The sequence below is a fragment of the Streptomyces sp. NPDC090106 genome (assembly GCF_044747265.1).
GTDB lineage: Bacteria > Actinomycetota > Actinomycetes > Streptomycetales > Streptomycetaceae > Streptomyces.
This window is the reverse complement of record NZ_JBIVDS010000008.1, coordinates 460787-485457: the sequence shown is the minus strand read 5'-3', so window position 1 is coordinate 485457 and position 24671 is coordinate 460787. Positions and strand designations below refer to the sequence as shown.

Sequence of the window (24671 nt, the reverse complement as noted above, 5' to 3'; positions counted from 1 at the left end):
GGTGACCCGCGAGCGCCTCCCGGTGACCGTCCTGTCCGGATTCCTCGGGGCGGGCAAGACGACCCTGCTCAACCATGTCCTGGCCAACCGCGAGGGTCTGCGCGTCGCCGTGATCGTCAACGACATGAGCGAGGTCAACATCGACGCGGCGCTCGTGCGGGGCGGCGAGGCCGCGCTGTCGCGCACCGAGGAGCGGCTGGTCGAGATGACCAACGGCTGCATCTGCTGCACCCTCCGCGACGACCTGCTGGAGGAGGTGGACCGGCTGGCCCGGGAAGGGCGCTTCGACCATCTCCTCGTCGAGAGCTCCGGGATCTCCGAACCGATGCCGGTGGCCGCCACGTTCGCCTTCCCCCGCGACGACGGCGCCGTCCTCGGGGACGTGGCCCGGCTGGACACCATGGTCACCGTCGTGGACGCGGCCGGCTTCCTGCCCGAGCTGGACGGCGGCGACGACCTCGCCGAGCGCGGTCTCGCCCCGTTCGAGGACGACGAGCGCACGGTCAGCGATCTCCTGGTCGACCAGGTCGAGTTCGCGGACGTCCTCGTCCTCAACAAGCTCGACCTGGTCGGCGCGGACGACGCCGACCGGCTGCGCGCGGCACTGCGCCGTCTCAACCCGGCGGCCCGGCTGGTGGACGCCCGCCATGGGCGCGTGGACCTCCACCAGGTCCTGGAGACCGGCCTGTTCGACCTGGAGCGGGCCCAGCAGGCGCCGGGCTGGGTGCGGGAGCTCAACGGCGGCCATGTGCCCGAGACCGAGGAGTACGGCGTCTCCTCGACCGTCTTCCGCTCCGGACTCCCCTTCCACCCGGGGAGGTTGTGGTCCTTCGTGACGACGGAGCTCGACGGCGGCTCCTTCGGCCGGGTCCTGCGCTCGAAGGGCTTCTTCACCCTCGCGAGCCGCCCGCAGGTGACGGGCCTGTGGTCGCAGGCCGGTTCGGTGGCCCGCTTCGAGCCGTCGGCGGCCCGTGACGACGAGGCGCCCCACGCGCAGGAACTCGTCTTCATCGGGACGGGGCTGAGGGCACCGGAACTCCACGCGGCCCTGTCGGCCTGCCTCCTGGCGCCCGGCGAGCCCGCGCCGGACGCCGACCCGTTCCCCTCCTGGAGCGGCCACGGCATCGACGACACCTGTGACCAGGAGCGACCCGCCGCATCCGTGGGGTGACGCCGGGAATGCCGGAGTGCCGCAGGCGTTGAAGCCCGTGTGAGTTCCGTGATCGCCGCCGCCCGCTTCTCCGTCCTCGACCGTTCCCGCACCCGCGAGGGGCACCCGTACGCCGAGGCGCTGCGCGACACCGTGGACCTCGCGCGGGAGGCGGAGCGGCTCGGCTACCACCGCTTCTGGGTCTCGGAGCATCACGGGGTGCCCGGCGTCGCCGGTTCCGCGCCGACGGTGCTGGCCGCGGCGGTGGCGGGCGCCACACGGACGATCCGCGTCGGCACCGGCGGGGTCATGCTGCCCAACCACCGCCCGCTGGTCGTGGCCGAGCAGTTCGGGGTGCTGGAGTCCCTCTTCCCGGGCCGCGTCGACATGGGCCTCGGCCGCTCGGTCGGCTTCACGGACGGGGTGCGCCGGGCGCTGGGCCGCGGCAAGGACGACGCCGACGACTTCGCCGCCCAGCTCGACGAACTCCTCGGCTGGTTCCGCGGCACCGACCCCACCGGGGTGCACGCCCGGCCCGCCGAGGGCCTGACCGTGCCGCCGTTCGTCCTCGCGATGAACGAGGGCGCCGCGATCGCCGCGCGGGCGGGCCTGCCGATGGTCATCGGGGACCTGCGCGACCGCGACCGGATGCGGCGCGGCATCGACCGCTACCGCGACGGCTTCCGCCCTTCTCCCTGGGCGAGCGAGCCGTATGTGGTGGTCTCCGGCACGGTCGCCGTCGCCGCGACCCCCGAGGCGGCCCGGCGCATCCTCGTCCCCGAGGCCTGGTCGATGGCCCACGCCCGCACCCGCGGCACGTTCCCGCCCCTCCCGCCCGCCGAGCGCGTCGAGTCCCTGCCGATGACCGCCAAGGAGCGCGCCCTCCACGCCTCCGGCCTCACCGGCCACATCGCGGGCACCGAGGACCAGGTGGCCGCCGACCTGGAGACGCTCCTGAAGGAGACGCAGGCCCAGGAGGTCCTCGTCACGACGAGCACCTACGACCGCGACGCACTGCTGGACTCCTACCGACGGCTCGCGGCGATCATCGCGGGTTAGTGTTCCCCCATGCACCACCCCCATGACCCCTATGTCCGAGTCCGTGGCGCCCGTGAGCACAATCTCAAGGGGGTGGACGTCGACATCCCGCGGGACGTGCTCGCCGTGTTCACGGGGGTGTCGGGGTCCGGGAAGTCGTCGCTGGCGTTCGGGACGGTCTACGCGGAGGCGCAGCGGCGGTACTTCGAGTCGGTCGCCCCCTACGCGCGGCGGCTGATCCATCAGGTGGGGGCGCCGAAGGTCGCGGAGATCACGGGGCTGCCGCCGGCGGTCTCGCTCCAGCAGCGGCGCTCCTCTCCCACGTCGCGGTCGTCGGTCGGGACGGTGACGAACCTGTCGAACTCGCTGCGGATGCTGTTCTCCCGGGCCGGCACGTATCCGCCGGGTGCCGGGCGGCTGGAGTCGGACGCGTTCTCGCCGAACACGGCGGCGGGGGCCTGCCCGGAGTGCCACGGCCTGGGCGAGGTGCACGGGACGACCGAGGAGTCCCTGGTCCCCGACCCGTCGCTGTCGATCCGGGACGGTGCGATCGCCTCCTGGCCGGGGGCCTGGCAGGGCAAGAACCTGCGGGACATCCTGGACGCGCTCGGCCACGACGTGGACCGGCCGTGGCGGGAGCTGCCCGCCGAGCAGCGCGCGTGGATCCTGTTCACCGATGAGCAGCCGGTCGTGACCGTGCAGCCGGTCCGTGAGGCGCATCGCATCCAACGGCCCTACCAGGGCACGTACATGAGCGCCCGGCGGTATGTGCTGAAGACCTTCGCCGACTCGAAGAGCCCGGCGCTGCGGGCGAAGGCGGAGCGGTTCCTGACCAGTGCGCCCTGCCCGGTGTGCGAGGGCGGCAGGCTGCGGCGGGAGGCGCTGGCGGTGACGTTCGCGGGCCGTACGATCGCCGAGCTGGCGGCGCTGCCGCTGGCCGACCTGACAGGGATGCCCGACGGCAGCTCCGAGGCCGCCCGGGTCCTCACCGCCGACCTGAGGGCCCGTATCGCCCCCGTCCTCGAACTCGGCCTCGGCTACCTCAGTCTGGACCGGGCGACACCCACGCTCTCGGCGGGCGAGCTCCAACGGCTGCGGCTGGCCACCCAGTTGCGGTCCGGGCTGTTCGGGGTCGTCTACGTCCTCGACGAGCCGTCCGCGGGGCTGCACCCGGCGGACACCGAGGCGCTGCTCACGGTCCTGGAGCGGCTGAAGGCGGCGGGCAACTCGGTGTTCGTGGTCGAGCACCACCTCGACGTCGTGCGCGGCGCGGACTGGGTGGTGGACGTGGGGCCGCGGGCCGGCGAGCACGGCGGCCGGGTGCTGCACAGCGGGCCGGTCGCGGACCTGGCGACGGTCCCGGACTCGGCGACGGCCCGCTACCTCTTCGACCGCTCCCCCGCCCCGCACCGCGAAGTCCGCGCGCCCCGGGGCTGGTTGACGGTCGGCCCGGTCGCCCGGCACAACCTGCGAGCGGTGACCGCGGAGTTCCCGCTGGGTGTGCTCACCGCGGTGACGGGCGTGTCGGGTTCCGGGAAGTCCACGCTCATCGGGGAGATCACCGAGGACACGGCGGGCGTGGGCCGGCTGGTCTCGGTCGACCAGCGGCCGATCGGCCGCACCCCCCGCTCCAACCTGGCGACCTACACCGGTCTCTTCGACGTCGTGCGCAAGGAGTTCGCGGCGACGGACCAGGCGCGTGAACGCGGCTACGGCGTGGGCCGGTTCTCCTTCAACGTCCCGGGCGGGCGCTGCGAGACCTGTCAGGGCGAGGGGTTCGTCAGCGTCGAGCTGCTGTTCCTGCCGAGCACGTACGCGCCGTGCCCGGACTGCGCGGGCGCCCGCTACAACCCCGAGACGCTCGAAGTGACCTACCGGGGACGGAACGTCGCCGAGGTGCTGGACCTGACCGTGGAGGCGGCGGCGGAGTTCTTCGCGGACACCCCGGCCGTGGCACGGAGTCTGGCCACGCTGCTCGACGTGGGTCTCGGCTATCTCCGGCTCGGCCAGCCCGCCACCGAGCTGTCCGGCGGGGAGGCCCAGCGCATCAAACTGGCGGGCGAGTTGCAGCGCGGCCGGCGCGGCAGCACCCTGTATCTCCTGGACGAGCCCACCACCGGCCTCCACCCCTTCGACGTCGACGTCCTGATGCGACAGCTCCACGGTCTGGTGGACGCCGGGCACACCGTCGTCGTCGTCGAGCACGACATGCCGGTCGTCGCGGGCGCGGACTGGGTGATCGACCTGGGGCCGGGCGGCGGCGACGACGGCGGCCGGATCGTCGCCGCCGGCCCGCCCGCCGAGGTGGCCCGCGCGGCGGCGAGCACGACCGCCCCGTATCTGTCCCGCACCCTGACGGGCGACCCCGCGCGCTAGATCGCGCGCCCGCGCCGGTCCCGGAACACGGGCGCCAGGGGCGGCATCCGGATCAGGCCGGCTTCCAGCGACGGCACCGGCACCGGCACCGGCACCGACACCGACATGATCCGGGCGGCGGCTCCTAGGCGACCAGCGTCGAGTGGATCCAGCCGGGGCGGCCCGCGGGGCCGGGCTGGGACGCGTGGGCGAGGGTGCGGCGGTCGGGGTGGGTGCCGGGGGCGATGGGGGCGAGGACGGTGACCTCGGCGACGAGGCCGCGGGCGGTCACGACCCGCCACAGGGACGCGAGGAGGGTGTCCTCGCCGACGAACGCGGGGGCCGTGCTGGCCGCCGTGCCGCCGTCGAGCCGGTAGTGGAGGTGGACGGGCTGGACGGGCACCCCGGCGTCCAGGGCGGCCTGGAAGGGGGCGCGGCGGAAGGTGCCCTGGGCCCGGCCGCACCAGGTGCTGCCCTCGGGGAAGACCGCGACGGCCTGGCCGTCCCGCAGGGCCCGGGCGAGCCGGGCGACCGTGCCGGGCAGGGCGCGCAGCCGGTCCCGGTCGATGAACAGGACGCCGCCCCAGGAGGCCAGCCGGCCGGCGACCGGCCACGCGCGGATCTCCCGCTTGGCGACCATCCGGGCCGGGCGCACGGCGGCGAGCAGCGGGATGTCGAGCCAGGAGATGTGGTTGGCGACCAGCAGGACGCCCCCGGTGGGCGCGGCGGCGCCGGTGATGCGGACCCGGACCCCGGCGGCCCGGACGATCCACCGGCACCACCGCCGGGTCCAGCCGGCGGGGACGCGTCCGCCGACCGGCGTCAGCGCGACCCCGGCGAGGACCAGGACGACGACCGTCACCAGGCGCAGCACGGCCCGCGGCAGGGCGGTGCCGGACCCCGTCGGCTCGACGCACGCCCGCGGGGTGCAGGGCGCGCTGGGCAGCCAGACGCTCATCAGGCCGGGACGAGGGAGAGGAAGTGCCGCAGGTAGCGCGGGTTGACCCGGCGCATCGACAGCAGCACGTACAGGTCGGCGACCCCGAAGTCCGGGTCGTGCGCGGGCTCGCCGCACACCCAGGCGCCCAGGCGGAGGTAGCCGCGCAGGAGGGCGGGGAGTTCGGCGCGCTCGCCGGTGGCCGGGCCGGGATTCCAGGGCAGCAGCGGCCGGACCCGGAACTCCTCGGGCGCCAGGTGCTTGGCCTGGACGCGGTCCCAGGTCGCGGTGGCGAGCCGGCCGCCGTCGGCGAGCGGGATGGAGCAGCAGCCGGCGAGCCATTCGTGGCCGCGGTCGACCATGTAGCGCGCGATGCCGGCCCAGATGAGGCCGATGACGGCGCCGTCGCGGTGGGCTGGGTGGACGCAGGAGCGGCCGACCTCGACGAGGCCGGGACGCAGCGCGTCGAGGGGGCTGAGGTCGAACTCGCCCTCGGAGTAGAGCCGTCCGGCGACCGAGGCCCGTTCCGGGGGCAGCAGCCGGTAGGTTCCGACGACCTGTCCGGTGAGGGTGTCGGTAACGAGCAGGTGGTCGCAGTAGGCGTCGAAGGCGTCGATGTCGTGACCCGGTTCGGGGGTCTCCAGCAGGGCGCCCATCTCGCCGGCGAACACGTCGTGGCGCAGCCGCTGGGCGGCCCGGACGTCGGCCTCGTCGCGGGCGAGGGTGACGGTGTAGCGGGTGGGGGCCGCGGACAGGGGCGGGGCTTCGGGAGCGGATACGGCGGTCATGGCTCACTCCAGGTCACGGGCCCGTGGGGCCTGAGCGGAAGGGCGCGCGGACCGGGTGACGGCCTGCGCGTACCTGTTCTTCCGATGCCGTCTGGCCGGTACATGACCGAAGGCGGGAGCCGGGATGTGGGGTTGCTGAACGGACCGGTGGTGTTCCCGTCACGTGGCCGGTCGGCAACCTCCGAGCCAGTAGCGCGTCTCCGGGACGTCGAGTACCCGCTCCAGGACGAGGTCCCCGGTCATGCCGGGGAAGAACCGTCCGGCGGCCCAGCCGCGTTCGTACGGCGCCGGGTCGAGGACGAGCAGGCGGCGGCCGTCGACGAGGGGGATGTCGGCGGGGGTGCCCTCGTTCCACACCCACTGCCCGTCGGGTGCGACGAGGTTGAAGGTGCCGGTGGTCGGCTGCTGGCCCGGCGCGTCGCGGCACACGGCGGCCTCCCGCGCGGAGGGTGCCCGGCCGGGGACGTGGCCGCCGCCGACCAGGACGTCCGCGAGCAGGGTGTGCAGCTGGAAGTTGTCGCCGATGCCGCTCATGCGCAGCGCGTAGCCGGTGCCGGTGGGGCGGTGCAGGACGATGAGGGGTTCGTCGTCGAGGACGCGCAGGGCGTACCCGAGGCACTTGAACGGGTGCCCGGAGGTCTCCTCCACGGTCCGCAGCGCCTGTTGCAGCCGGGCCCGGTGTTCCGGGGCGAGGGCGGTGCGCACGGGGGCGTGGTTGAGGACGGCGACGGACGCCATCTCCCACTGGGGCAGGGTGAGCCAGCCCAGGGCGGTCTGTTCGCCGACGCGGTCGCAGACGTCGTCGTCCAGGTCGGCGGCGTCGGGGTCGGGGACGTCGCCCCCGCCGGTGGCGGCCCAGCGGTCGCAGAACTCCCGTGCCACGTCGAGGGCTTCGCCGAGCCCGTCGAGGACCGGTGGGGCGCAGTCGGCGGCGTCGGCGCCCTTCTCGACGCACGCGCCGACGAGCACGGCGACCAACGAGCGCGGGCCCTGCGGCACTTCGGGCAGCAGGGTGGCGAGCAGCGGTCCCGCGCGGGTGAACTCGGCCTGTCCGGCGGCCCCGAAGTACCGCTGGAGTTCCTCCATGGCCTGCTCGCAGCGGTCCCCGTCGCGCTCGCGCACGGCGGCCCCGAAATCCGACGACGGCCGCGAGGAACCGTCCTGCTCCGTCATGCCCGGCACTCATGCGGGCAGCGTAGCGAAACGGCGACGTGCGAGACGGGGCCGGGGAGCACCTCCCGGCCCCGCCCGTCCGCGCACGTCGGCGAACGTCCGTGGGGCGGCCTGATCCGCCGGCCCGGCCGGATGGCCCGATCCGGCGGCCCGATCCGGTGCGGTGCGATCCGCCGGCCGGTCCTATCGCTTGGCGGCCTTGCGGGTGGCCCGCAGCCACTCCTTGTTCATGCCGGTGATGGAGACCAGCGGGATGCCCTTGGGGCAGGCGGTGGCGCACTCTCCGGCCAGGGTGCAGCCGCCGAAGCCCTCCTCGTCCATCTGGGCCACCATGTCCAGGACGCGGGTCTCGCGCTCGGGGGCGCCCTGCGGCAGCACGTTCAGGTGGTTGATCTTGGCGGAGGTGAACAGCATGGCCGCGCCGTTGGGGCAGGCGGCGACGCAGGCACCGCAGCCGATGCACTCGGCGTGCTCGAAGGCGAAGTCGGCGTCGGGCTTGGGCACCGGGGCCGCGTGCGCCTCGGGGGCGGCGCCGGTGGGCGCGGTGACGTAGCCGCCGGCCTGGATGATCCGGTCGAAGGCCGTGCGGTCCACGACGAGGTCCTTGACGACCGGGAACGCGGACGCCCGCCAGGGTTCGACGTCGATGGTGTCGCCGTCCCGGAAGGACCGCATGTGGAGCTGGCAGGTGGTGGTGCGCTCGGGCCCGTGGGCGTCGCCGTTGATGACGAGGGAGCAGGCGCCGCAGATGCCCTCGCGGCAGTCGTGGTCGAAGGCGACGGGGTCCTCACCGCGCAGGATGAGTTCCTCGTTGAGGGTGTCGAGCATTTCGAGGAACGACATGTCCTGCGAGATGCCGTCCACCTCGTAGGTGGACATGGCGCCGTCGGCGTCGGCGTTCTTCTGCCGCCAGACGCGCAGGGTGAGCTTCATGCGTAGCTCCGCTGGGTGGGGTGGACGTACTCGAAGACCAGGTCTTCCTTGTGCAGGGCCGGTGCCTCGCCGGTGCGGGTGAACTCCCAGGCGGCGGCGTAGCCGAACTCCTCGTCCCGGCGGGCGGCTTCGCCGTCGGGGGTCTGTGACTCCTCGCGGAAGTGGCCGCCGCAGGACTCGGCGCGGTGCAGCGCGTCGAGGCACATCAGCTCGGCGAGCTCCAGGTAGTCGACGATCCGGTTGGCCTTCTCCAGCGACTGGTTGAACTCCTCGCCGGTGCCGGGGACCTTGATGCGCCGCCAGAACTCCTCGCGGATCTGCGGGATGCGTTCCAGGGCCTTGCGCAGGCCGGCGTCGGTGCGGGCCATGCCGCAGAACTCCCACATGAGTTCGCCGAGTTCGCGGTGGAAGGAGTCGGGGGTGCGGTCGCCGTCGACGGCCAGGAGGAGGTTGAGGCGGTCCTCCGTCTCGGCCAGCACCTCCTGGACGACCGGGTGTTCGGCCGTGACCGCCTCCTGGTGCGGGTTGCGGGCCAGGTAGTCGTTGATGGTGGCGGGGAGGACGAAGTAGCCGTCGGCGAGACCCTGCATCAGGGCGCTCGCGCCGAGCCGGTTGGCGCCGTGGTCGGAGAAGTTGGCCTCGCCGATCGCGAACAGGCCGGGCACGGTGGTCTGGAGGTCGTAGTCGACCCACAGCCCGCCCATCGTGTAGTGCACGGCGGGGTAGATCCGCATGGGCACCCGGTAGGGGTCCTCGTCGGTGATCCGCTGGTACATGTCGAAGAGGTTGCCGTACTTGGCCTCGACGGCCTTGCGTCCCATCCGCCGGATGGCGTCGGCGAAGTCGAGGTAGACGCCCTGACCGCCGGGGCCGACCCCCCGGCCCTCGTCGCAGACGTTCTTCGCGGCGCGGGAGGCGATGTCACGCGGCACGAGGTTGCCGAAGGACGGGTAGATGCGCTCCAGGTAGTAGTCGCGCTCGTCCTCGGGGATCTCGTGGGCGGGACGCCGGTCGCCCTGGGCCCTGGGGACCCAGATCCGGCCGTCGTTGCGCAGCGACTCGCTCATCAGCGTCAGCTTGGACTGGTGGTCGCCGGTGCGCGGGATGCAGGTGGGGTGGATCTGGGTGAAGCACGGGTTGGCGAAGTAGGCGCCGCGCCGGTGGGCCCGCCACACCGCGGTGGCGTTGGAGTTCATGGCGTTCGTCGACAGGTAGAAGACGTTGCCGTAGCCGCCGCTGGCCAGGACGACGGCGTCCGCGAAGTAGGTGTCGATCCTCCCGGTGATCAGGTCGCGGGCGACGATGCCGCGCGCCCGTCCGTCGATGACGACGACGTCGAGCATCTCGGTGCGCGGGTGCATCTCCACGTTCCCGGCGGCGATCTGCCGTGACAGCGCCTGGTACGCGCCAAGCAGCAACTGCTGTCCCGTCTGGCCGCGGGCGTAGAAGGTCCGGGAGACCTGGACGCCGCCGAAGGAGCGGGTGTCCAGGAGCCCGCCGTACTCGCGGGCGAAGGGCACGCCCTGGGCCACGCACTGGTCGATGATCTCGACGGAGATCTGCGCGAGGCGGTGGACGTTGGACTCGCGGGCGCGGAAGTCGCCGCCCTTGACGGTGTCGTAGAACAGCCGGTGCACGGAGTCGCCGTCGTTGCGGTAGTTCTTCGCCGCGTTGATGCCTCCTTGCGCGGCGATGGAGTGCGCGCGGCGCGGGGAGTCCTGGTAGCAGAACTGGACGACGTGGTAGCCCTGTTCGGCGAGCGTGGCGCCCGCGGAGCCGCCGGCGAGGCCGGTGCCGACGACGATGACGGTGTGCTTGCGCCGGTTGGCCGGGTTGACGAGCTTCGCCTCGAAGCGCCGGGTGTCCCAGCGGTCGGCGACGGGCCCGGAGGGCGCCTTGGTGTCGGCGAGGGGTTCGCCGGTGACGTAGTCGGTGTAGGTCATGGTCAGCTCACCACTCCGGTCATGACGCCCACGGGTACGGCGATGAAGCCGGCCGTGAGCAGCAGCGCGAGGACGTTCGCCGTGGTCTTCAGGGCACGGTCACGGCTGCGGCTGCCCGCGCCGAGGGTCTGGGCGGCGCTCCAGAAGCCGTGCCGCACGTGCAGGCCGAGGGCGAGCATGGCGACGATGTAGACGACGTTGCCGTACCAGGTGGAGAAGGTGTCCACGACGTTCTGGTACGGCCGGCCCTCCTGGAAGCCGCCCGGGTGCACGGTGCCGGTGGTCAGGTCGAGCAGGTGCCAGACGATGAACAGGGCGAGGATGATCCCGCCCCAGCGCATCGTGCGGGTCGCGTAGCTCGCCCGGGGCTTCTTGTGGACGTACTTCGTGGGGCGTGCCCGGATGTCGCGGCGGCTGAGCTGGTACGCGGAGACCGCGTGCGCGACGACCGCGACGACGAGGACCACGCGGATCAGCCACAGCGACCACTCGTAGTGCATGAAGGGCTCGCCGAGGGTGCGCAGCCAGTGGGCGTAGTGGTTGAACTCGGCCGCCCCGAAGAAGATCTTCAGGTTTCCGATCATGTGGACGACCAGGTACAGCAGCATGATCACGCCGCTGACGGCCATCACGGTCTTCTTGCCGACGGTGGAGTGCCACACGGTGCGCGCCATGGACGGTCGTCGGTCCGTCCGCGTTGCCAGAGCCATGTCCACGACGCTAGGGCCGGACGGCCCCATCGGTCCAAGACATGGTCCGGCTCGTTTCCATAGCGAACGCCTATCATGGCCGGATGCAGTTCCAGCAGCTCCAGTACTTCGTCGCCGTCGCCGAGACCCGGCACTTCACCCGGGCCGCCGATCTGGTCCATGTCGCGCAGCCGTCGCTGTCCCAGCAGATCAAGGCGCTGGAGCGGGAACTGGGGGCGGATCTGTTCCTGCGGGCTCGCGGCAACATCACGCTGACGGACGCGGGCGAGGCGCTGCTGCCGCTGGCCCGCCGCATCCTGGCGGACGCGGACACCGCCCGGCACGAGGTGCAGGAGCTGGCGCAGCTGCGCAGCGGACGGGTGCGGCTGGGCGCGACGCCGAGCCTGTGCACGGGGCTGCTGCCGGACGTGCTGCGGGCCTTCCACGACCGCTACCCGGGCATCCGGCTGCTCATTGAGGAGGGCGGTTCGCACGACCTGGTGCGCCTGCTGGCCCGCGGCGCCCTGGACCTGGCCCTGGTGGTCCTCCCGCTGCCCACGCCGTCACCGGCGCTCACCACGGTGGAGCTGCTGCGCGAGGACCTGGTCGTCGTCTCCTCGCCCGACGCGCCCCGCCCCGGACGGGCCGCGCACACCGTCCGCGTCGCCGACCTGGAGGGCGAGCGTCTGGTGATGTTCCGGCACGGCTACGACCTGCGCGAGCTGACGGTGGCGGCGTGCCGGGCCGAGGGATTCGAGCCGGACTTCGCCGTCGAGGGCGGCGAGATGGACGCGGTGCTGGGCTTCGTCCGCGCGGGGCTGGGCGTGGCCGTCGTGCCCCGCATGGTCGCCTCGCGCTCGGGCCGGGACCTCCATGTGACCCCCCTCGCCCGGCCCGGACTGCACCGCACGATCGCCCTGGCCCACCGCAGCGACGTGGCGCCCCCCAGGGCGGCACGGGAACTCCAGCGCATGCTGCTGGCGGAGTCACCGTGACGACACCCGAGGCGCCGCAGCCGTCGGGCCCGCCGCCGGCACCTTGACCCGCGCCTGGCGGCGGCCCGCCGAGGAGGTGTTCCCCTCGGTGGGCCGCCGCACGACGGACTGCCTGTCCGGTGCCCCCTGGCGGTCAGCCCGTCGCGTCCACCAGCGCCAGCTCGTGGAGCCGGTCCGGCGGGCCCGGGCGGGCGTAGTACCAGCCCTGCGCGGTGTCGCAGCCGAGTATCCGGAGCTGTTCGGCCTGCGCGCCCGTCTCCACGCCCTCGACCGTGACCGCGAGGTCCAGGCTGTGGGCGAGCGAGACGATCCCCTCGACGATCTTCAGGTCGACGGGGTCGGCGGGGAACTGCTGCATGCTCTGGGTGAAGGAGCGGTCGAGCTTGAGGATGCTCACCGGGAGCCGGCGCAGGTTCGCGAGGTTCGAGTACCCCGTGCCGAAGTCGTCCAGGGCGATGTCCACGCCCATCTCGGCCAGCCGGCGCAGCGGCTTCAGCAGGTCGTCGTCCGCGCCGATCAGCGCCGACTCGGTGACCTCCAGGCACAGCACGTCCGGCTCCACACCCATGCGCTCCAGGATGTCCACCGTGTCCTGCACCAGGCCGGGGTGGGTGAGCTGGCAGGGCGAGAGATTGACGTTGATGCGCACCGGCCCGGCATCGGTGTGACGCTCCCGCCAGTCGCGGGCCTGCCGTACGGACTGCTCCAGGACCCAGCGGCCGAGCGGGACGATCAGGCCGGTGTGTTCGGCGAGCGGGATGAACCGGTCCGGGCCCAGCACCCCGTGCTGCGGGTGCAGCCAGCGCACCAGCGCCTCGGCGCCGCGGACGCTGCCGTCGCCGAGGTGGACCAGCGGCTGGTACTCGATGAAGAACTCGCCCCGCTCCAGGGCCGTCGGCAGGGCGGTGGTCAGCCCGTGCCGGGTGATGGCCCGCGCGTCGGCCTCCTCGTCGGCCAGCTCGAAGCGGTTGCCGCCCGCGGACTTGGCCCGGTACATCGTGATGTCGGCGCTGCGCAGCACCTCGGCCGCGCTGCGCTCCCCCGCCGGGCCCTCGACGATGCCGATGCTGCCGCGCACGGTCAGCGAGCGGCCGTCGACGCTGATCGGGGCGATCAGGGCGTTCATGATGCGGCCGGCGAGCTCGTCGACCTCGCGCTCGGTGTCGGCGCCGGTCGTCAGCGCGACGAACTCGTCGCCGCCCAGACGGGCGACCATCTCGCCGGGCGCGGTGGCGCAGGACTGGAGGCGGTCGGCGACCTCCACCAGCAGCCGGTCGCCGGCCGCGTGGCCCAGGCTGTCGTTGACGGTCTTGAAGCCGTCCAGGTCGAGATAGCACAGCCCGAAGCGCTGGCCCTCGCCCGCGCCGAGCGCCTTCTCCAGGCGCTCGAAGAAGAACGTGCGGTTGGGCAGGCCGGTGAGCGCGTCGTGCGTGGCCTCGTAGCGCAGGCGGAGGTTGAGCAGCCGGCGCTCGGTGGTGTCCTCCATCAGCGCGAGCTGGTACTGCGGGTTGCCGTCGGCGTCGCGCAGCAGGGAGACGGTGAGGTTGGTCCACAGGGCCGTGCCGTCGGGGCGGGAGAACGCCTTCTCCAGGTGGTAGTGCTCGCGCTCGCCGCGGACCAGCTCGTCGTAGAGGGTCCAGGTCTGGGGCGCGTCCTCGGGGTGGGTCCACTCGCGGACGTTGCGGCCGCGCATCAGCTGCTCGGTGATGCCGAACATGCGCAGCAGCGCGTCGTTCACCTGGAGGATGTTGCCGTCCAGGTCGGCCATGCCGATGCCTATGGCGGCACCCTCGAAGACCGCACGGAAGCGGGCCTCGCTCGCGTGCAGCGCCTGGGCCACGACGCCCTGCGCGGTCAGCGCGGCGGCCGAGATGGCCTCCTGCTCGGCCAGTGTGCGTTCCCTGAGCGCCTGCGCGTAACCGGCGGCCATGGCGTGCTGGAGGCGTGAGGCGCGGACCCGCAGGTCCTCCTGGGCGCCCTCGCCGCCGCAGTAGAGCACCAGGTAGGCGTCCACGCAGTCCAGGGTCCGGCTGAGGGCCTCGGGGTCGGTGCAGTGCACCGTGACCAGGGCGGCGCCGACGGCCCTGCCCTCGTCCGCGTCGAAGGTCCTCGCGCGCAGGGCCTCGCTCAGCCGGCGGGCCAGCGGCAGGAGTTGTTCCTCGAACTCGGGCCGGGTCGAGGACGTCGTCGTCACCGGGAACACCGCCCGGCTCCAGATCGTCGCGAACCGGCGCAGTCTGTCCTCCGGCCCGTCCGGCTCGGCGATCACGCGGTACGCCCCACGCCGGCGAACCCGGAGAAGGCCCAGGGATCTTCTTCCTCGGGCTCCGTGTCCGGCCGCCAGAGCGGCATCGGCACCAGTCCCGGTTCCACCATGTCGTACCCCTCGAAGAACCGCGCGATCTGCTCGCGCGAACGCATGATCAGCGGGTTGCGAATGTCCTTGTACACGTCCACCGTGCCCGCGGCCTTCTCCGGTGGGAGCGGGATTCCCTCGTACGAGGCGTGGGTGAGCACCAGCAGGCTGCCGGGCGCGAGGGTGTCGCGCAGCTCGGCCACCGCCGCGTACGGGTCGTCCATGTCTTCCACGAAGTGAAGTATGGCAACGAGGAGGAGGGCCACCGGCCTGTTCAGGTCGATCAGTTGCTGTACTTCGACGCTGTCGAGGATCTCCCGGGGCTTGCGGAGGTCCGCCGCGACGACCCCCGCGTCCGGGTTCCCGGCGAGGACGGCCTCGCTGTGCGCGACCGCCACCGGGTCGTGGTCGACGTAGACGACCCGGGCTCCGGGGCTGGCCCGCCGGGCCACTTCGTGGACGTTGCCGAAGGTCGGGATGCCGGAGCCGACGTCGATGAACTGGGTGATGCCCTCCTGGGCCGCGAACCGCACCGCGCGCCGCATGAACGCCCGGTTGGCCTGCATGATCTTGGGGAGTCCCGGCATGAACTCCATCGCCTTGCGAGCGGCTTCCCGGTCGACCTCGAAGTTGTGCGAACCGCCCAGGTAGTAGTCGTAGATGCGCGCGACACTGGGCACCGTGATGTCGATGCTCCGTGGGGCCCAGACGGGTCGCTCCATCTACATCTCCAAGGCGTCAGGCGATCCGGTGTTCGAGCAGAGGCTACTGATCGCCTGCCAACAGAGCGAGCCGAACCGGAAATTGACCGTCCGTTCCCGGTCACTGCCTGCGGCACGTGCCCGGCCGACCATGCCGCACACCCACCCTAAACACGGCATACCGGCCCGCCCCCCGCGTGCGGTGCACGGGGGACGGGCCGGTGGGTCGTACGCGCTGAACTCCGTCCGGCGCTCTCGCGTCCGGCACTCTCTCGCTGGGTCCTCGTGCCTCCTCTCCGCGATGCGTCACCGACAGGAAACGGGGCGGCCAGCCCTGGGGAGATGACCTGACTAACTCTTCGGCGCGCCGACCGGCTTTCCCTCGGGCGTCACGGCGTACCACGTGCCGCCGACGCCCTGACCGTTGGTGTCCCCGGGTTCCTTGTCCCCGGTGAAGGTGTAGATGGGCCAGCAGTCGATGGTCTGCTGCTTGACGCCGTCGGGCCGGGTGAAGCTCATCAGGCCCTTCTTCTCGACGCCCTTGGTGTCGTTGGCCTCGACCGGACCGACGGCCGGCCACTTCTCCAGGCAGGCTCCGGTGCACTTGGAGATCGGGTCGGGCCAGGCCACGTCCTTGATGAACCGGTAGACCGTCATGCCGTTCTCGTCGATGACGATCTCGCCGAGCTTCGGGTCCTCACGGGTGGACAGACCGGGCTGGTCGCCCTCGGTGGCCTTCTTGCCGGTGGGGGCGAGGGCGTACCACTTGCCGTTCACGCCCTGGCCGTTGACGTCACCGGCGTTGACGTCCTTGGCGAAGCGGTAGGCGGGCCAGCCGCCGATGGTGAGCTGCTTGGTGCCGTCGGTGCGGGTGACCTCGCCGAGCAGCGCCTTGTCGATGCCCTCACCGGCCGAGGCGTCGTCGGCGGGCACCGGCGGCCAGGCGGTCGCGCAGTCGCCGTCGCAGGTGGACTTCGGCGGCTCGGCGGTGTCCGCGTCGAAGCGGTAGAGCGTCAGGCCGGCGTTGTCCGTGAGGACCTTGCCGAGTTCGGGATTGGTGACGACGGCCAGCTTGCCCGCGGGATCCACCTTGGAGGCGGTACTGCTCGCCGAAGGGCTCGAACCGATGGCACCGACGCCGGAACCGATGCCCGCGCCCGCGTTGCCGTAGTCACCGGCCGCGGCCGTCGCGCCCACGTTCTGGCTGCTCGCGGACGGCGCCGATTCCTGGCCACACGCCGTCGTCAGCGTCAGCACCGCGGCGGCACTCGCCATCAGCGAGGCACTCCGCCAGGAGGTCTTCATCGTCAACTCCCCATACTCGTAAGGGCGTTGCAGCGCCGTATTGCGCCGCCGCACGGTCATGAGTACGCAGCCCGGGGGGCGATGTGTTCAACCGGCGCACATTTTTCTTTCCGGAACCTGTGTCGCACCCCTCTCACTCCTTCGGGGCAATACCCCGCCACCTGCGCGCGCGGCCGCGCGTTGGAGGTTCATGATCTGCTGCGTGCATCGACCCGAACCGACCCAATACGGCTCCGTCATACGGGTGTTGACCGTGTTGACGGTGGCATGGCTATTCGTCGGCGCACCGGCCGGCACCGCCGCGGCAGACGCCTGCGCGTCCGCGTCGACCGGGCCGGACGGAACGGTCGCGGTGGCCATCGCCGGGAATGTGACGTGGACCACACCTCCGGGGTGCCCCACGCCCCCTCCCCCGCCGCCCCCGCCGTCGCCGTGCCCCACGCCCACCCCGACCCCCACCCCGGAACCGACGCCGACGCCGCCTCCGACCCGGAAGCCGACGCCCACGCCGACCCCGGAGCCCACCCCCACCCCGACGCCGACCCCGAGGCCCACCCCGCCTCCCCCGGCCGCGCGTCCGGCACCGCCCGCACCCCGCCCGGCGCCGACCCCGACGCCCACCCCCACGCCGACCCCGACGCCCACGCCGCCCCCGTCACCGACGCCCACGCCCACGCCGACACCCCGGCCCTCCGCGTCCCCCGTGACCTACCCGGCGTACCACTCCCCGGCGTCGCGCCCACCCGCGCACCACGGCACCGACCCGCTCACCTTCGTCCTGCTCATCGCGGCGCCGGCGATCGTCGCCGTGGCCGCGCTGCGCCCGCGCTGACCCCTGGAGGTCCCCCTTGCCGGAATGGCTTGTTCTCACCCTCGCGATGCTGGCCGCCTGCGCCGTGGTGGTCGTCATCACCCTCGTCCGCCACAAATCGGCGGCCGACGACGAGGACACCGACGAGACCCCGGACGTCATCGAGTACATGACGATGTGGATCGGCGTCGTCTACGCCATCGTGCTGGGTCTGGCCATCGCCGGGGTGTGGGAGGGGCGGGCCGCCGCCGAGGACCACGTCCAGGCCGAGGCGATCGCCCTGCACGAGGTGTCGGAGCGGGTCCGGGTCTACCCGGCCGACACCCGTGACCGCATTCGAGAGGATGTCAACGCCTATGTCGGACAGGTCGTGAACGTCGAATGGAAGGCGATGGCCGACCACGGCGAGGTCACCGAGCGGGGCGACCGGCTGATGGAGCGGCTGCGCCAGGACGTCATCGACTACGAACCGGCCACGGACTTCGAGGCGCAGGCCTATCAGCCGCTCGTCGACCAGGTGGCGGCGGCCGACGCGGCCCGCACCGCCCGCGCGAACTCGACCTCGGCGACGATGCCGGGGGTGGTGTGGTTCGGCCTGATCGCCGGAGCCGTCATCACCATCGGCATGGTGCTGGCGCTCCAGATCCGCAGAACACCGCGCGAGCTGATCCTCGCCGGGCTGTTCTCCGCGCTGATCGCCTTCCTCCTCTTCCTGATCTGGGACTTCGACGCCCCCTACAGCCGGGGCGTGACCGCCTCCGCGGAACCGTTCCTGGACTTCTTCCCGGGCATCGGGCGCTGACGGGCACTCACCCGGCCCGGGCCCCGGGGCAACCCGGAGCGCAGGGCCGGGCGGAGGCCGCCACGCCGCCGGTTTCCCCCGCCCGGCCCAGCCTCTTGCCCCATTCGCCCGACACCGTTCGCGCACATGTGCGTACCTTCCTAGCGTTCCGATCATCGAGGTGCATTTCCCACACCAGCGGAACAGGTCCGCGGCTGCTCCTCGGGGACCCGGAGGACTCACCATGCGCGCGATACGCGTAGCTTCGGCGGCACTGCTGGGCATGACCGCTCTGACCCTGGCCGCGCCGGTCGCCGCCGCAGGGGACGTGGGCGTCACCGCCTTCCGCTTCAACGTCGTGCCCTCGACCATCGCGGCGGGCGGCCAGGTCACCCTCCAGGTCGACCGCTCCAACGGCGACTGCACGGGCAAGGTGATCGTGTCCTCGGGCGTCTTCGACACGGTGTCGATCAAACCGTCGCAGTCCTCGAGAACGGCGACGGTCGACTGGGACGCCAAACCGGGTGCCGTGTACGACGTCAAGTTCACGTGCGACGGCAACACGGCCTCGGTGGGGCTGACGATCGCGGGCGGCCGGGTCAACCCGACGACGCCGCCCTACCCGTACCCGTATCCCGACCGGGGTGTGCACGCCGGTGAGGGCGGGACGATCGGCGGGTTCGACCTCAAGGAGATCGGGCTCGGTGCCGCGCTCATCGCGGGCTCGGTCGGCGCGGCGTACCACTTCTCGCGCCGCCGCACCGGCGAGGACGGCGCCTGACGGCACCTGACGGCACGGTGAAAGGCCTTCGCCCCGGAACCCTCCAAGGGTCCGGGGCGAAGGCCTTCGCGCTGTGTGCGATCTCCGAAGGGCCGGGGATCGGAGAAGGGGCGGGGGTCAGATCCGGCGCTCGGCGCGGCGGCGCATCCAGAACACACCGCCGCCGACGAGGGCCGCGGCCACGAGCCCGCCGCCGATGGCCATGTCGGTCGGGGTCGCGCCGGTCGAGCTGCTGCCGCCGAGACCACCGCGGACAGCGCCGATGACGGTGAACGCGTTGGGGTTGACGACCGTCCCGTTGCTGCACGTGACGGTCATGGAGTGGGAGCCCTGCCGGGCGTTGCGGGAGACGGTCGCGGTACCGGTCGACAGTCCGCCCCGCCCGTTGGTGAGCGTGACCGGCGCCGTGAAGGCGTCGGAGTTCGCGGTGCCGACGCCGGAGCAGTTGTTGACGGTGATGGTCAGCTGCCCGCCGCGCGCGATGACGCTCGGCAGGACCGTGGCGTTGGTCGGGCTGGTCATCCCGTCCGCGACCGCGACGGGAGCGGCGAGTCCGAGCACGGCGACCGCTGCGGCAGAGGCCGCCAGGGCACGAGTGGTACGCATGTGTTCCTCCGCGGAAGACGCCCCGGGAAAACGGTCCCCGGTTGATCGGCGAGAAAGCGCCTCCCAGAAAGACCCTCAGATGCCGTGCACGCGTGCGCATTTCGGCGATGGTCCGTCCTGGTGAGGGGACACGCCGAGCGAAAAGCGCACAATCGGATATTGCCGCAGGTCACACACCGTCAGAAATTTCCTGTGCACGGCAACTCGGATGGCGCACCCCACGGGTGGCGGCCACCCGTTCGCCCGTGCCCCGTCGCCGGTCGCGCGCGCTGCGCTTAGCGTTCCCGTATGCGCGACTGACGCGGCGACGGCCGCGTCGAGAGGGGAAGTGAATGTCTGCGTCCGAGCTGGCCGGTACGGCCGAAGAGGAGGAGCAGCCGAGGAAGCGCGCTCCTTGGGGCGTGATAGCGCTTGTTCTGCTGACCGGCCTCGCGCTCATCCGGAACGGGTCGGGGGAATTCGACGTCGGTCCTCCGCAGCCGGCGACGGCTGCCGCCGCGGACAGCCGGGTGCCCGGCAGCTCCGCCGGGAACGTGGCCCCACTGGCGTTCTCCGAGCCGGAACGGGTGCGGATCCCCTCCATCCAGGTGGACGCGCCGATCATGCCGGTCGGCCTGGACAGCGAGGGCTGGGTGGGCGCGCCGCCGCCGGAGGACCCGAATCTGGCGGGCTGGTTCACCGGCAACGTGTCGCCCGGCGAGAAAGGCACCTCGGTCGTCGTCGGCCATGTCGACAACACGTCGGGCCCCGCCGTGTTCTACGGACTCGGGTCCCTGAAGAAGGGAAATCGCGTCGAGGTAGGACGCAAGGACGGAAAGACCGCGGTGTTCGAGATCTACGGCATCGAGGTGTTCCAGAAGAACGATTTCCCCGGCGACCGTGTCTACGGTGCGAAGGGCGCCGCGGAACTGCGGGTCATCACCTGCGGCGGCGGATTCACCAAGCAGGACGGTTATGCGGGGAACGTGGTCGTGTTCGCCCGCCTGGTCGAGGTCCGCTGAGCGTTCCCCGACCGGGCGGGCGCACGGCCTGCCGGATTCCCGCCGGTTATGTGTACTGCCGTCTCGGGACGGTGATGTGATATCCGGCGTCCAGGAGCTGCGGAAGATACTGCCGCAGGGCCCGGACGCTCTGGGAGCGGTCGCCCCCGGCGTCGTGCGAGAGCACCACGACGCCGGGGGCGGCGCCGTTCTCGACGCGTCCGGTGATGGTGCGGGTGCCGGGGGTGGTCCAGTCGAGGGTGTCGACGGTCCAGGCGAGGGGTTCCATGCCGAGGTCGGCGCCGAGCTGGAAGGCGGTGCGGTTCCAGGCCCCGTAGGGCGCGCGAAACCAGGCGGGCCGCTCGCCGTACGCCTCCTCGATGACGTCGCAGGTGCGTTCCATCTCGGAGCGCATCCGGCCGCGGCTGAGCCGGGTCAGCAGGGGGTGGGACCAGGTGTGGTTGCCGACGACGTGGCCCTCGTCGGACATCCGGGCCAGCAGCTCCTTGTTGTCGACGGCCATCTCGCCGCACACGAAGAACATGGCGCGCACGTCGTACTCGGCGAGGGTGTCGAGGATGTCGGGGGTGTAGCGGGGATCGGGGCCGTCGTCGAAGGTCAGCACCATGGTCCGGCCGCGTCCGGTCATCTTCAGCAGGGGTTCGCGCCGCACGGTGAGGCGGCGTGGGGCGGCGCGCGGCGGGCCGTACCCGGTGAGGGGCTGGAGCCGGTAGGCGGAGGGCTTGAGCGGGCGGGCGGCCGGGGCGCCCGCGGCGGGGGCGGCGGCCCTGACCGGCTCCTCGCCGCCGAGCGCCGCGTACAGTCCGGCGGTGCCCGCCGCGCCGACGGCGGCGGCGCCCGCGAACAGCGCGCGGCGCCGGGTGAGCAGCCGTGTGAGCAACTGATCCTTCGTCATGACTCATCAGTCGCCCGGAACACGGCCGACGCACCAGGACTACACCGGTGCGGCGGCGGGAAAGCACCCGCCCGGCCTATGACGGAGCGTCAGTGGCGGCGCACCAGGGGGAACGGCAGGGTCTCGCGGATCGTCAGGTCGGTGAGGAACATGACCAGCCGGTCGACGCCGATGCCGAGCCCGCCGGTGGGCGGCATGGCGTACTCCAGGGCGTCGAGGAAGTCCTCGTCGAGTTCCATCGCCTCGGGGTCTCCCCCGGCGGCCAGCAGCGACTGGGCGGTGAGGCGGCGGCGCTGCTCGACGGGGTCGGTCAGCTCGGAGTAGGCGGTGCCCAGTTCGGTGCCGAAGGCGACGAGGTCCCAGCGCTCCGCGAGGCGCGGGTCGGTGCGGTGCGGGCGGGTGAGCGGGGAGACGTCGGTCGGGAAGTCCTTGTAGAAGGTGGGCAGCTCGGTGCGCTCCTCGACGAGCCGCTCGTACATTTCGAGGACGACGTCCCCGCGTCCGTCGTCGGGGGTGTAGGGCACGCCCGCGCGGTCGCAGAGCCGGTGCAGCCTGGCCAGGTCGGTGTCGGCGTCCACCTCCTCCCCGAGGGCCTCCGAGAGAGCCTGGTGGACGGTCTTGACGGGCCAGGGGCCGGAGATGTCGTACTCCTCGCCGTCCTTGCGGGCGACCGGTGTGCCGAAGGCGGCGGTGGCCGCGTCCTGGATCAGTTCGCGGGTGAGGTCGAGCATCACGTCGTAGTCGGCGAAGGCCTGGTAGGCCTCCAGCATCGTGAACTCGGGGTTGTGCTTGTGGGAGACGCCCTCGTTGCGGAAGGTGCGGCCCATCTCGAAGACCTTCTCCAGGCCGCCGACGCAGAGCCGCTTGAGGTACAGCTCGGGGGCGATGCGCAGGTACAGGTCGAGGTCGTAGGCGTTGATGTGGGTCGTGAAGGGGCGGGCGTTGGCGCCGCCGTGGATCTGCTGGAGCATCGGCGTTTCGACCTCCAGGTAGCCGCGTCGCAGCAGGCCCTGGCGCAGGGCCTGCACGGCGGTGGAGCGGACGCGCACGACGTCGCGGGCGGCGGGGCTGGTGACGAGGTCGAGGTAGCGCATGCGGACCCTGGCCTCGGGGTCGGTCAGGCCGCGCCGTTTGTCGGGCAGCGGGCGCAGGCACTTGCCGACGAGCTGCCAGCCGGTGACGAAGACGGTGGGCTCGCCCCGGTCGCTGACGCCCGCCGTGCCGGTGGCGGTGATGTGGTCGCCGATGTCGGTGTCGGCGCGGAAGCGGGGGAGGCCGCCGCGGTCGCGGGTGAGGGCGAGCTGGTGGTCGCCGGACCAGTCGCGCAGGGTCACGAAGATCACGCCGCCGAAGTCGCGGACCCGCATGATCCGGCCCGCGACGGTGACCCGGTCGCCGTCGCGGACCTCGGCGAGGGCGTGGGTGCGGGCGGCGACGCCGACGGGATAGGGGTCGGTGCCGTCGGCGCGGAGCCGGTCCAGTGTGCGGCGGCGGACGCGGGCCTGTTCGGGCAGCCTCTCGTCCCCGTCGGTCCCGGTCCCGTCCGCCGTGTCGAGGCCGAGCGCCGACAGCGAGGGCAGGTGCTCGGTGGTGGCCGGCCGCGGCCCGGCCTTCGGCCGCCCCTTGCCCCAGAGCTTGCGCAGCGACGGTACGGCTACGAAGCCCTCGGCGATGCCGGAGGCGAGGCCGATCCGGGCGAGGGCGCCGGTCTCGCCGTAGCAGATGAAGCGGGGGTACCACTCGGGGCGGTACTTGGCGTTGGAGCGGTACAGGGCCTCCAGCTGCCACCACTTCGAGAAGAACAGGAGCAGCCGGCGCCACAGGCGCAGCACGGGTCCGGCGCCGATGCGGGCGCCCTCCTCGAAGACCGAGCGGAACACGGCGAAGTTGAGGGAGATCCGGCGCACGCCCAGTTTCGGGGCGGCCTCGCAGAGTTCGGCGACCATGAACTCCATGACCCCGTTGGGTGCGCCGCGGTCACGGCGCATCAGGTCGAGGGAGACGCCGTCGGTGCCCCAGGGGACGAAGGAGAGCAGGGCGAGGAGCCGGCCGTCCTCGCCGAGGGCCTCGACGAGGAGGCAGTCGCCGTCGGCCGGGTCGCCGAGGCGGTCCAGGGCCATGGAGAAGCCGCGTTCGGTCTCGGTGTCGCGCCAGGCGTCGGCCTTGTCGACGATCTCCTCCATCTCGGCGTCGGTGAGGGCCGAGTGGCGGCGGACCCGGCAGCGGGCGCCGGTGCGGGCGACGCGGTGCACGGCCTGCCGGGTGACCCGCATGTCACGGCCCTTGAGGTCGAAGTCGGCGACGTTCAGGATCGCCTCGTCGCCGAGCTGGAGGGCGCCGAGCCCGGCGCGGGCGTAGGCCTTGGCGCCGTCCTCGGAGGCGCCCATCGCGGCGGGCGCCCAGCCGTGCCGGCGGGCCGCGTCGAGCCAGGCGCCGATGGCGTGCGGCCAGGCCTCCCGGTCGCCGACGGGGTCGCCGCTGGCCAGGCAGACGCCCGCCTCGACGCGGTAGGTGACGGCGGCCTTGCCGCTGGGCGAGAAGACGACGGCCTTGTCGCGGCGGGTGGCGAAGTAGCCGAGGGAGTCGCGGGCGCCGTACGCGGTGAGCAGGGCGCGGATGCGGTCCTCCTCGTCGCCGTGCAGGGCGGCCTCCATGCGCTGCGAGCGGAAGAGGGTCGCGGCGGCGTTGAGGAGGGCGAGCGCGCCGAACAGGCCGAGGAGGAAGAACAGGGCGCGGGGCGGGACGCCGTCGAAGGAGCGGCCGGAGACCAGACCGCCGCAGACCCGGTTCGCCGCCCACAGCAGGCGCTGGCCGCGCGGCAGGGTGCCGGGGAACAGCTCGACCAGGCCCCAGCCGACGAGGATGCCGAGCGCGAGGCCCGCGAGCAGGACCCCGACGGCCCGTCTGACGGCCGCGCGGCGGGAGGCGGCGTAGAACTCGCCCCGGGCGACGACGAGCAGGGCGAGGGCGAGCGCGCACACGACGAGCGACGGCAGGGACGCGGCGTACAGGCCGGCGGCCACACCGAGCACGTCCACGAGGACGAGCAGGCCCAGGTAGACGACGACCAGCCACCAGGCGACCTTCTTGCGGGCGGCGGTGGCGCCGGCGAGGAGGAAGAGGAAGACGGCGTAGGCGAGGTTGGCGCTGACCGGGACGATGAGCAGGTCGAGCAGCCGGACGACGGGGCGCAGCAGCCGTCGCAGCGGCGGGATGAAGGCCAGCAGCAGGCACAGCAGGCCGAGGGCGCCGAAGAAGGCCGCGAAGCCTTCCGGCACCCTGGCGAGGTGGCCGCCGCCGCCCCGTCGTACCGGTTCGGGGGCGGCGTCGGCTCTGGCGCTCATGTTCCGACTGTAGGAACTGCCGGGCCGCCCCGCCCGTCGGGCGGGTCCCGGGCGGCGGCGGGACCTGGGGTTTCCGATAGCCTCGCCGC

Annotated in this window: 21 protein-coding genes; 8 read left to right on the top strand and 13 right to left on the bottom strand. The window is 72.6% G+C overall.

All coding sequences use genetic code 11. The annotated features are described in order from the left end of the window. Nucleotide 1: 1 nt before the first annotated feature. The 3 genes from ACIPSE_RS27285 to ACIPSE_RS27275 are packed head-to-tail and all read left to right on the top strand — an operon-like array spanning nt 2 to nt 4564. Entirely contained in the window at nt 2-1171 is a 1170-nt protein-coding gene (locus tag ACIPSE_RS27285) for a GTP-binding protein (protein WP_401667071.1), read from the top strand. Between the two features lie 39 nt (nt 1172-1210). After that, complete coding sequence (locus tag ACIPSE_RS27280) at nt 1211-2209, top strand: LLM class flavin-dependent oxidoreductase (protein WP_401667068.1); 999 nt, start codon at nt 1211-1213, stop codon at nt 2207-2209. Between the two features lie 9 nt (nt 2210-2218). Beyond that, a complete protein-coding gene (locus ACIPSE_RS27275) occupies nt 2219-4564 on the top strand; it encodes an ATP-binding cassette domain-containing protein (protein WP_401667065.1) in 2346 nt (781 codons plus the stop codon). Between the two features lie 124 nt (nt 4565-4688). On the opposite strand, the gene ACIPSE_RS27270 is transcribed toward ACIPSE_RS27275, so the two are convergent. The 6 genes from ACIPSE_RS27270 to ACIPSE_RS27245 form a co-directional block, all read right to left on the bottom strand. Further along, nucleotides 4689-5501 carry a lysophospholipid acyltransferase family protein gene (locus ACIPSE_RS27270; RefSeq protein WP_401667063.1) on the bottom strand — a complete coding sequence of 271 codons (813 nt, stop codon included), beginning with the start codon at nt 5499-5501 and terminating at the stop codon, nt 4689-4691. After that, nucleotides 5501-6268, bottom strand: coding sequence for a GNAT family N-acetyltransferase (locus tag ACIPSE_RS27265; protein ID WP_401667061.1), 768 nt, complete (start codon nt 6266-6268; stop codon nt 5501-5503). The genes ACIPSE_RS27270 and ACIPSE_RS27265 overlap by 1 nt, the downstream gene beginning before the upstream one ends. 159 nt (nt 6269-6427) lie before the next feature. After that, complete coding sequence (locus ACIPSE_RS27260; RefSeq protein WP_401667058.1) at nt 6428-7441, bottom strand: hypothetical protein; 1014 nt, start codon at nt 7439-7441, stop codon at nt 6428-6430. A gap of 183 nt (nt 7442-7624) precedes the next feature. Next, the gene (locus ACIPSE_RS27255; protein WP_401667056.1) at nt 7625-8374 is read right to left on the bottom strand and encodes a succinate dehydrogenase/fumarate reductase iron-sulfur subunit; all 750 of its coding nucleotides are present in this window, start codon (nt 8372-8374) and stop codon (nt 7625-7627) included. Next, a complete protein-coding gene (locus tag ACIPSE_RS27250) occupies nt 8371-10317 on the bottom strand; it encodes a fumarate reductase/succinate dehydrogenase flavoprotein subunit (RefSeq protein WP_401667054.1) in 1947 nt (648 codons plus the stop codon). The genes ACIPSE_RS27255 and ACIPSE_RS27250 overlap by 4 nt, the downstream gene beginning before the upstream one ends. A gap of 2 nt (nt 10318-10319) precedes the next feature. Beyond that, complete coding sequence (locus tag ACIPSE_RS27245; RefSeq protein WP_401667280.1) at nt 10320-10991, bottom strand: succinate dehydrogenase; 672 nt, start codon at nt 10989-10991, stop codon at nt 10320-10322. Between the two features lie 119 nt (nt 10992-11110). On the opposite strand from ACIPSE_RS27245, the gene ACIPSE_RS27240 reads away from it, so the two are divergent. Beyond that, nucleotides 11111-12001, top strand: coding sequence for a LysR family transcriptional regulator (locus ACIPSE_RS27240; RefSeq protein WP_401667052.1), 891 nt, complete (start codon nt 11111-11113; stop codon nt 11999-12001). A 133-nt stretch (nt 12002-12134) separates the two neighbouring features. Here the strand turns inward: ACIPSE_RS27240 and ACIPSE_RS27235 are convergent, their stop codons facing one another. The 4 genes from ACIPSE_RS27235 to ACIPSE_RS27220 all read right to left on the bottom strand — a co-directional run bounded on the left by ACIPSE_RS27235 (nt 12135) and on the right by ACIPSE_RS27220 (nt 16723). Next, nucleotides 12135-14270 (bottom strand): putative bifunctional diguanylate cyclase/phosphodiesterase, encoded by a 2136-nt coding sequence (locus tag ACIPSE_RS27235; protein ID WP_401667050.1) that lies wholly within the window; start codon nt 14268-14270, stop codon nt 12135-12137. Further along, nucleotides 14267-15079 (bottom strand): SAM-dependent methyltransferase, encoded by an 813-nt coding sequence (locus ACIPSE_RS27230; RefSeq protein WP_401667047.1) that lies wholly within the window; start codon nt 15077-15079, stop codon nt 14267-14269. Before ACIPSE_RS27230 ends, ACIPSE_RS27235 begins: the two co-directional genes overlap by 4 nt. A gap of 330 nt (nt 15080-15409) precedes the next feature. Then, nucleotides 15410-16363, bottom strand: a complete 954-nt coding sequence (locus ACIPSE_RS27225; protein WP_401667044.1) for an SCO0930 family lipoprotein — start codon at nt 16361-16363, stop codon at nt 15410-15412. 87 nt (nt 16364-16450) lie between these two features. After that, on the bottom strand, nt 16451-16723 hold the full coding sequence (locus tag ACIPSE_RS27220; protein ID WP_401667041.1) for a hypothetical protein: 273 nt from the start codon (nt 16721-16723) through the stop codon (nt 16451-16453). A gap of 343 nt (nt 16724-17066) precedes the next feature. Here ACIPSE_RS27220 and ACIPSE_RS27215 point away from each other — a divergent pair, with 343 nt between their 5' ends. The 3 genes from ACIPSE_RS27215 (at nt 17067) to ACIPSE_RS27205 (ending at nt 18736) form a co-directional block, all read left to right on the top strand. Then, nucleotides 17067-17195, top strand: coding sequence for a hypothetical protein (locus ACIPSE_RS27215; protein ID WP_401667039.1), 129 nt, complete (start codon nt 17067-17069; stop codon nt 17193-17195). A 16-nt stretch (nt 17196-17211) separates the two neighbouring features. Then, nucleotides 17212-17976: a hypothetical protein gene (locus ACIPSE_RS27210; protein ID WP_401667037.1), complete on the top strand. Its 765-nt coding sequence runs from the start codon at nt 17212-17214 to the stop codon at nt 17974-17976. Between the two features lie 223 nt (nt 17977-18199). Continuing rightward, the gene (locus tag ACIPSE_RS27205) at nt 18200-18736 is read left to right on the top strand and encodes a hypothetical protein (protein ID WP_401667035.1); all 537 of its coding nucleotides are present in this window, start codon (nt 18200-18202) and stop codon (nt 18734-18736) included. 117 nt (nt 18737-18853) lie between these two features. Here the strand turns inward: ACIPSE_RS27205 and ACIPSE_RS27200 are convergent, their stop codons facing one another. After that, nucleotides 18854-19342: a hypothetical protein gene (locus ACIPSE_RS27200; protein WP_401667033.1), complete on the bottom strand. Its 489-nt coding sequence runs from the start codon at nt 19340-19342 to the stop codon at nt 18854-18856. Between the two features lie 332 nt (nt 19343-19674). On the opposite strand from ACIPSE_RS27200, the gene ACIPSE_RS27195 reads away from it, so the two are divergent. Further along, nucleotides 19675-20343 (top strand): class F sortase, encoded by a 669-nt coding sequence (locus ACIPSE_RS27195; protein ID WP_401667031.1) that lies wholly within the window; start codon nt 19675-19677, stop codon nt 20341-20343. Nucleotides 20344-20389: 46 nt separating this feature from the next. Here the strand turns inward: ACIPSE_RS27195 and ACIPSE_RS27190 are convergent, their stop codons facing one another. Together ACIPSE_RS27190 and lysX are read right to left on the bottom strand one after the other, a co-directional pair. Then, nucleotides 20390-21238 carry a polysaccharide deacetylase family protein gene (locus ACIPSE_RS27190; protein ID WP_401667028.1) on the bottom strand — a complete coding sequence of 283 codons (849 nt, stop codon included), beginning with the start codon at nt 21236-21238 and terminating at the stop codon, nt 20390-20392. A gap of 89 nt (nt 21239-21327) precedes the next feature. Further along, the gene (lysX, locus tag ACIPSE_RS27185) at nt 21328-24582 is read right to left on the bottom strand and encodes a bifunctional lysylphosphatidylglycerol synthetase/lysine--tRNA ligase LysX (RefSeq protein ID WP_401667027.1); all 3255 of its coding nucleotides are present in this window, start codon (nt 24580-24582) and stop codon (nt 21328-21330) included. Nucleotides 24583-24671 lie beyond the last annotated feature (89 nt).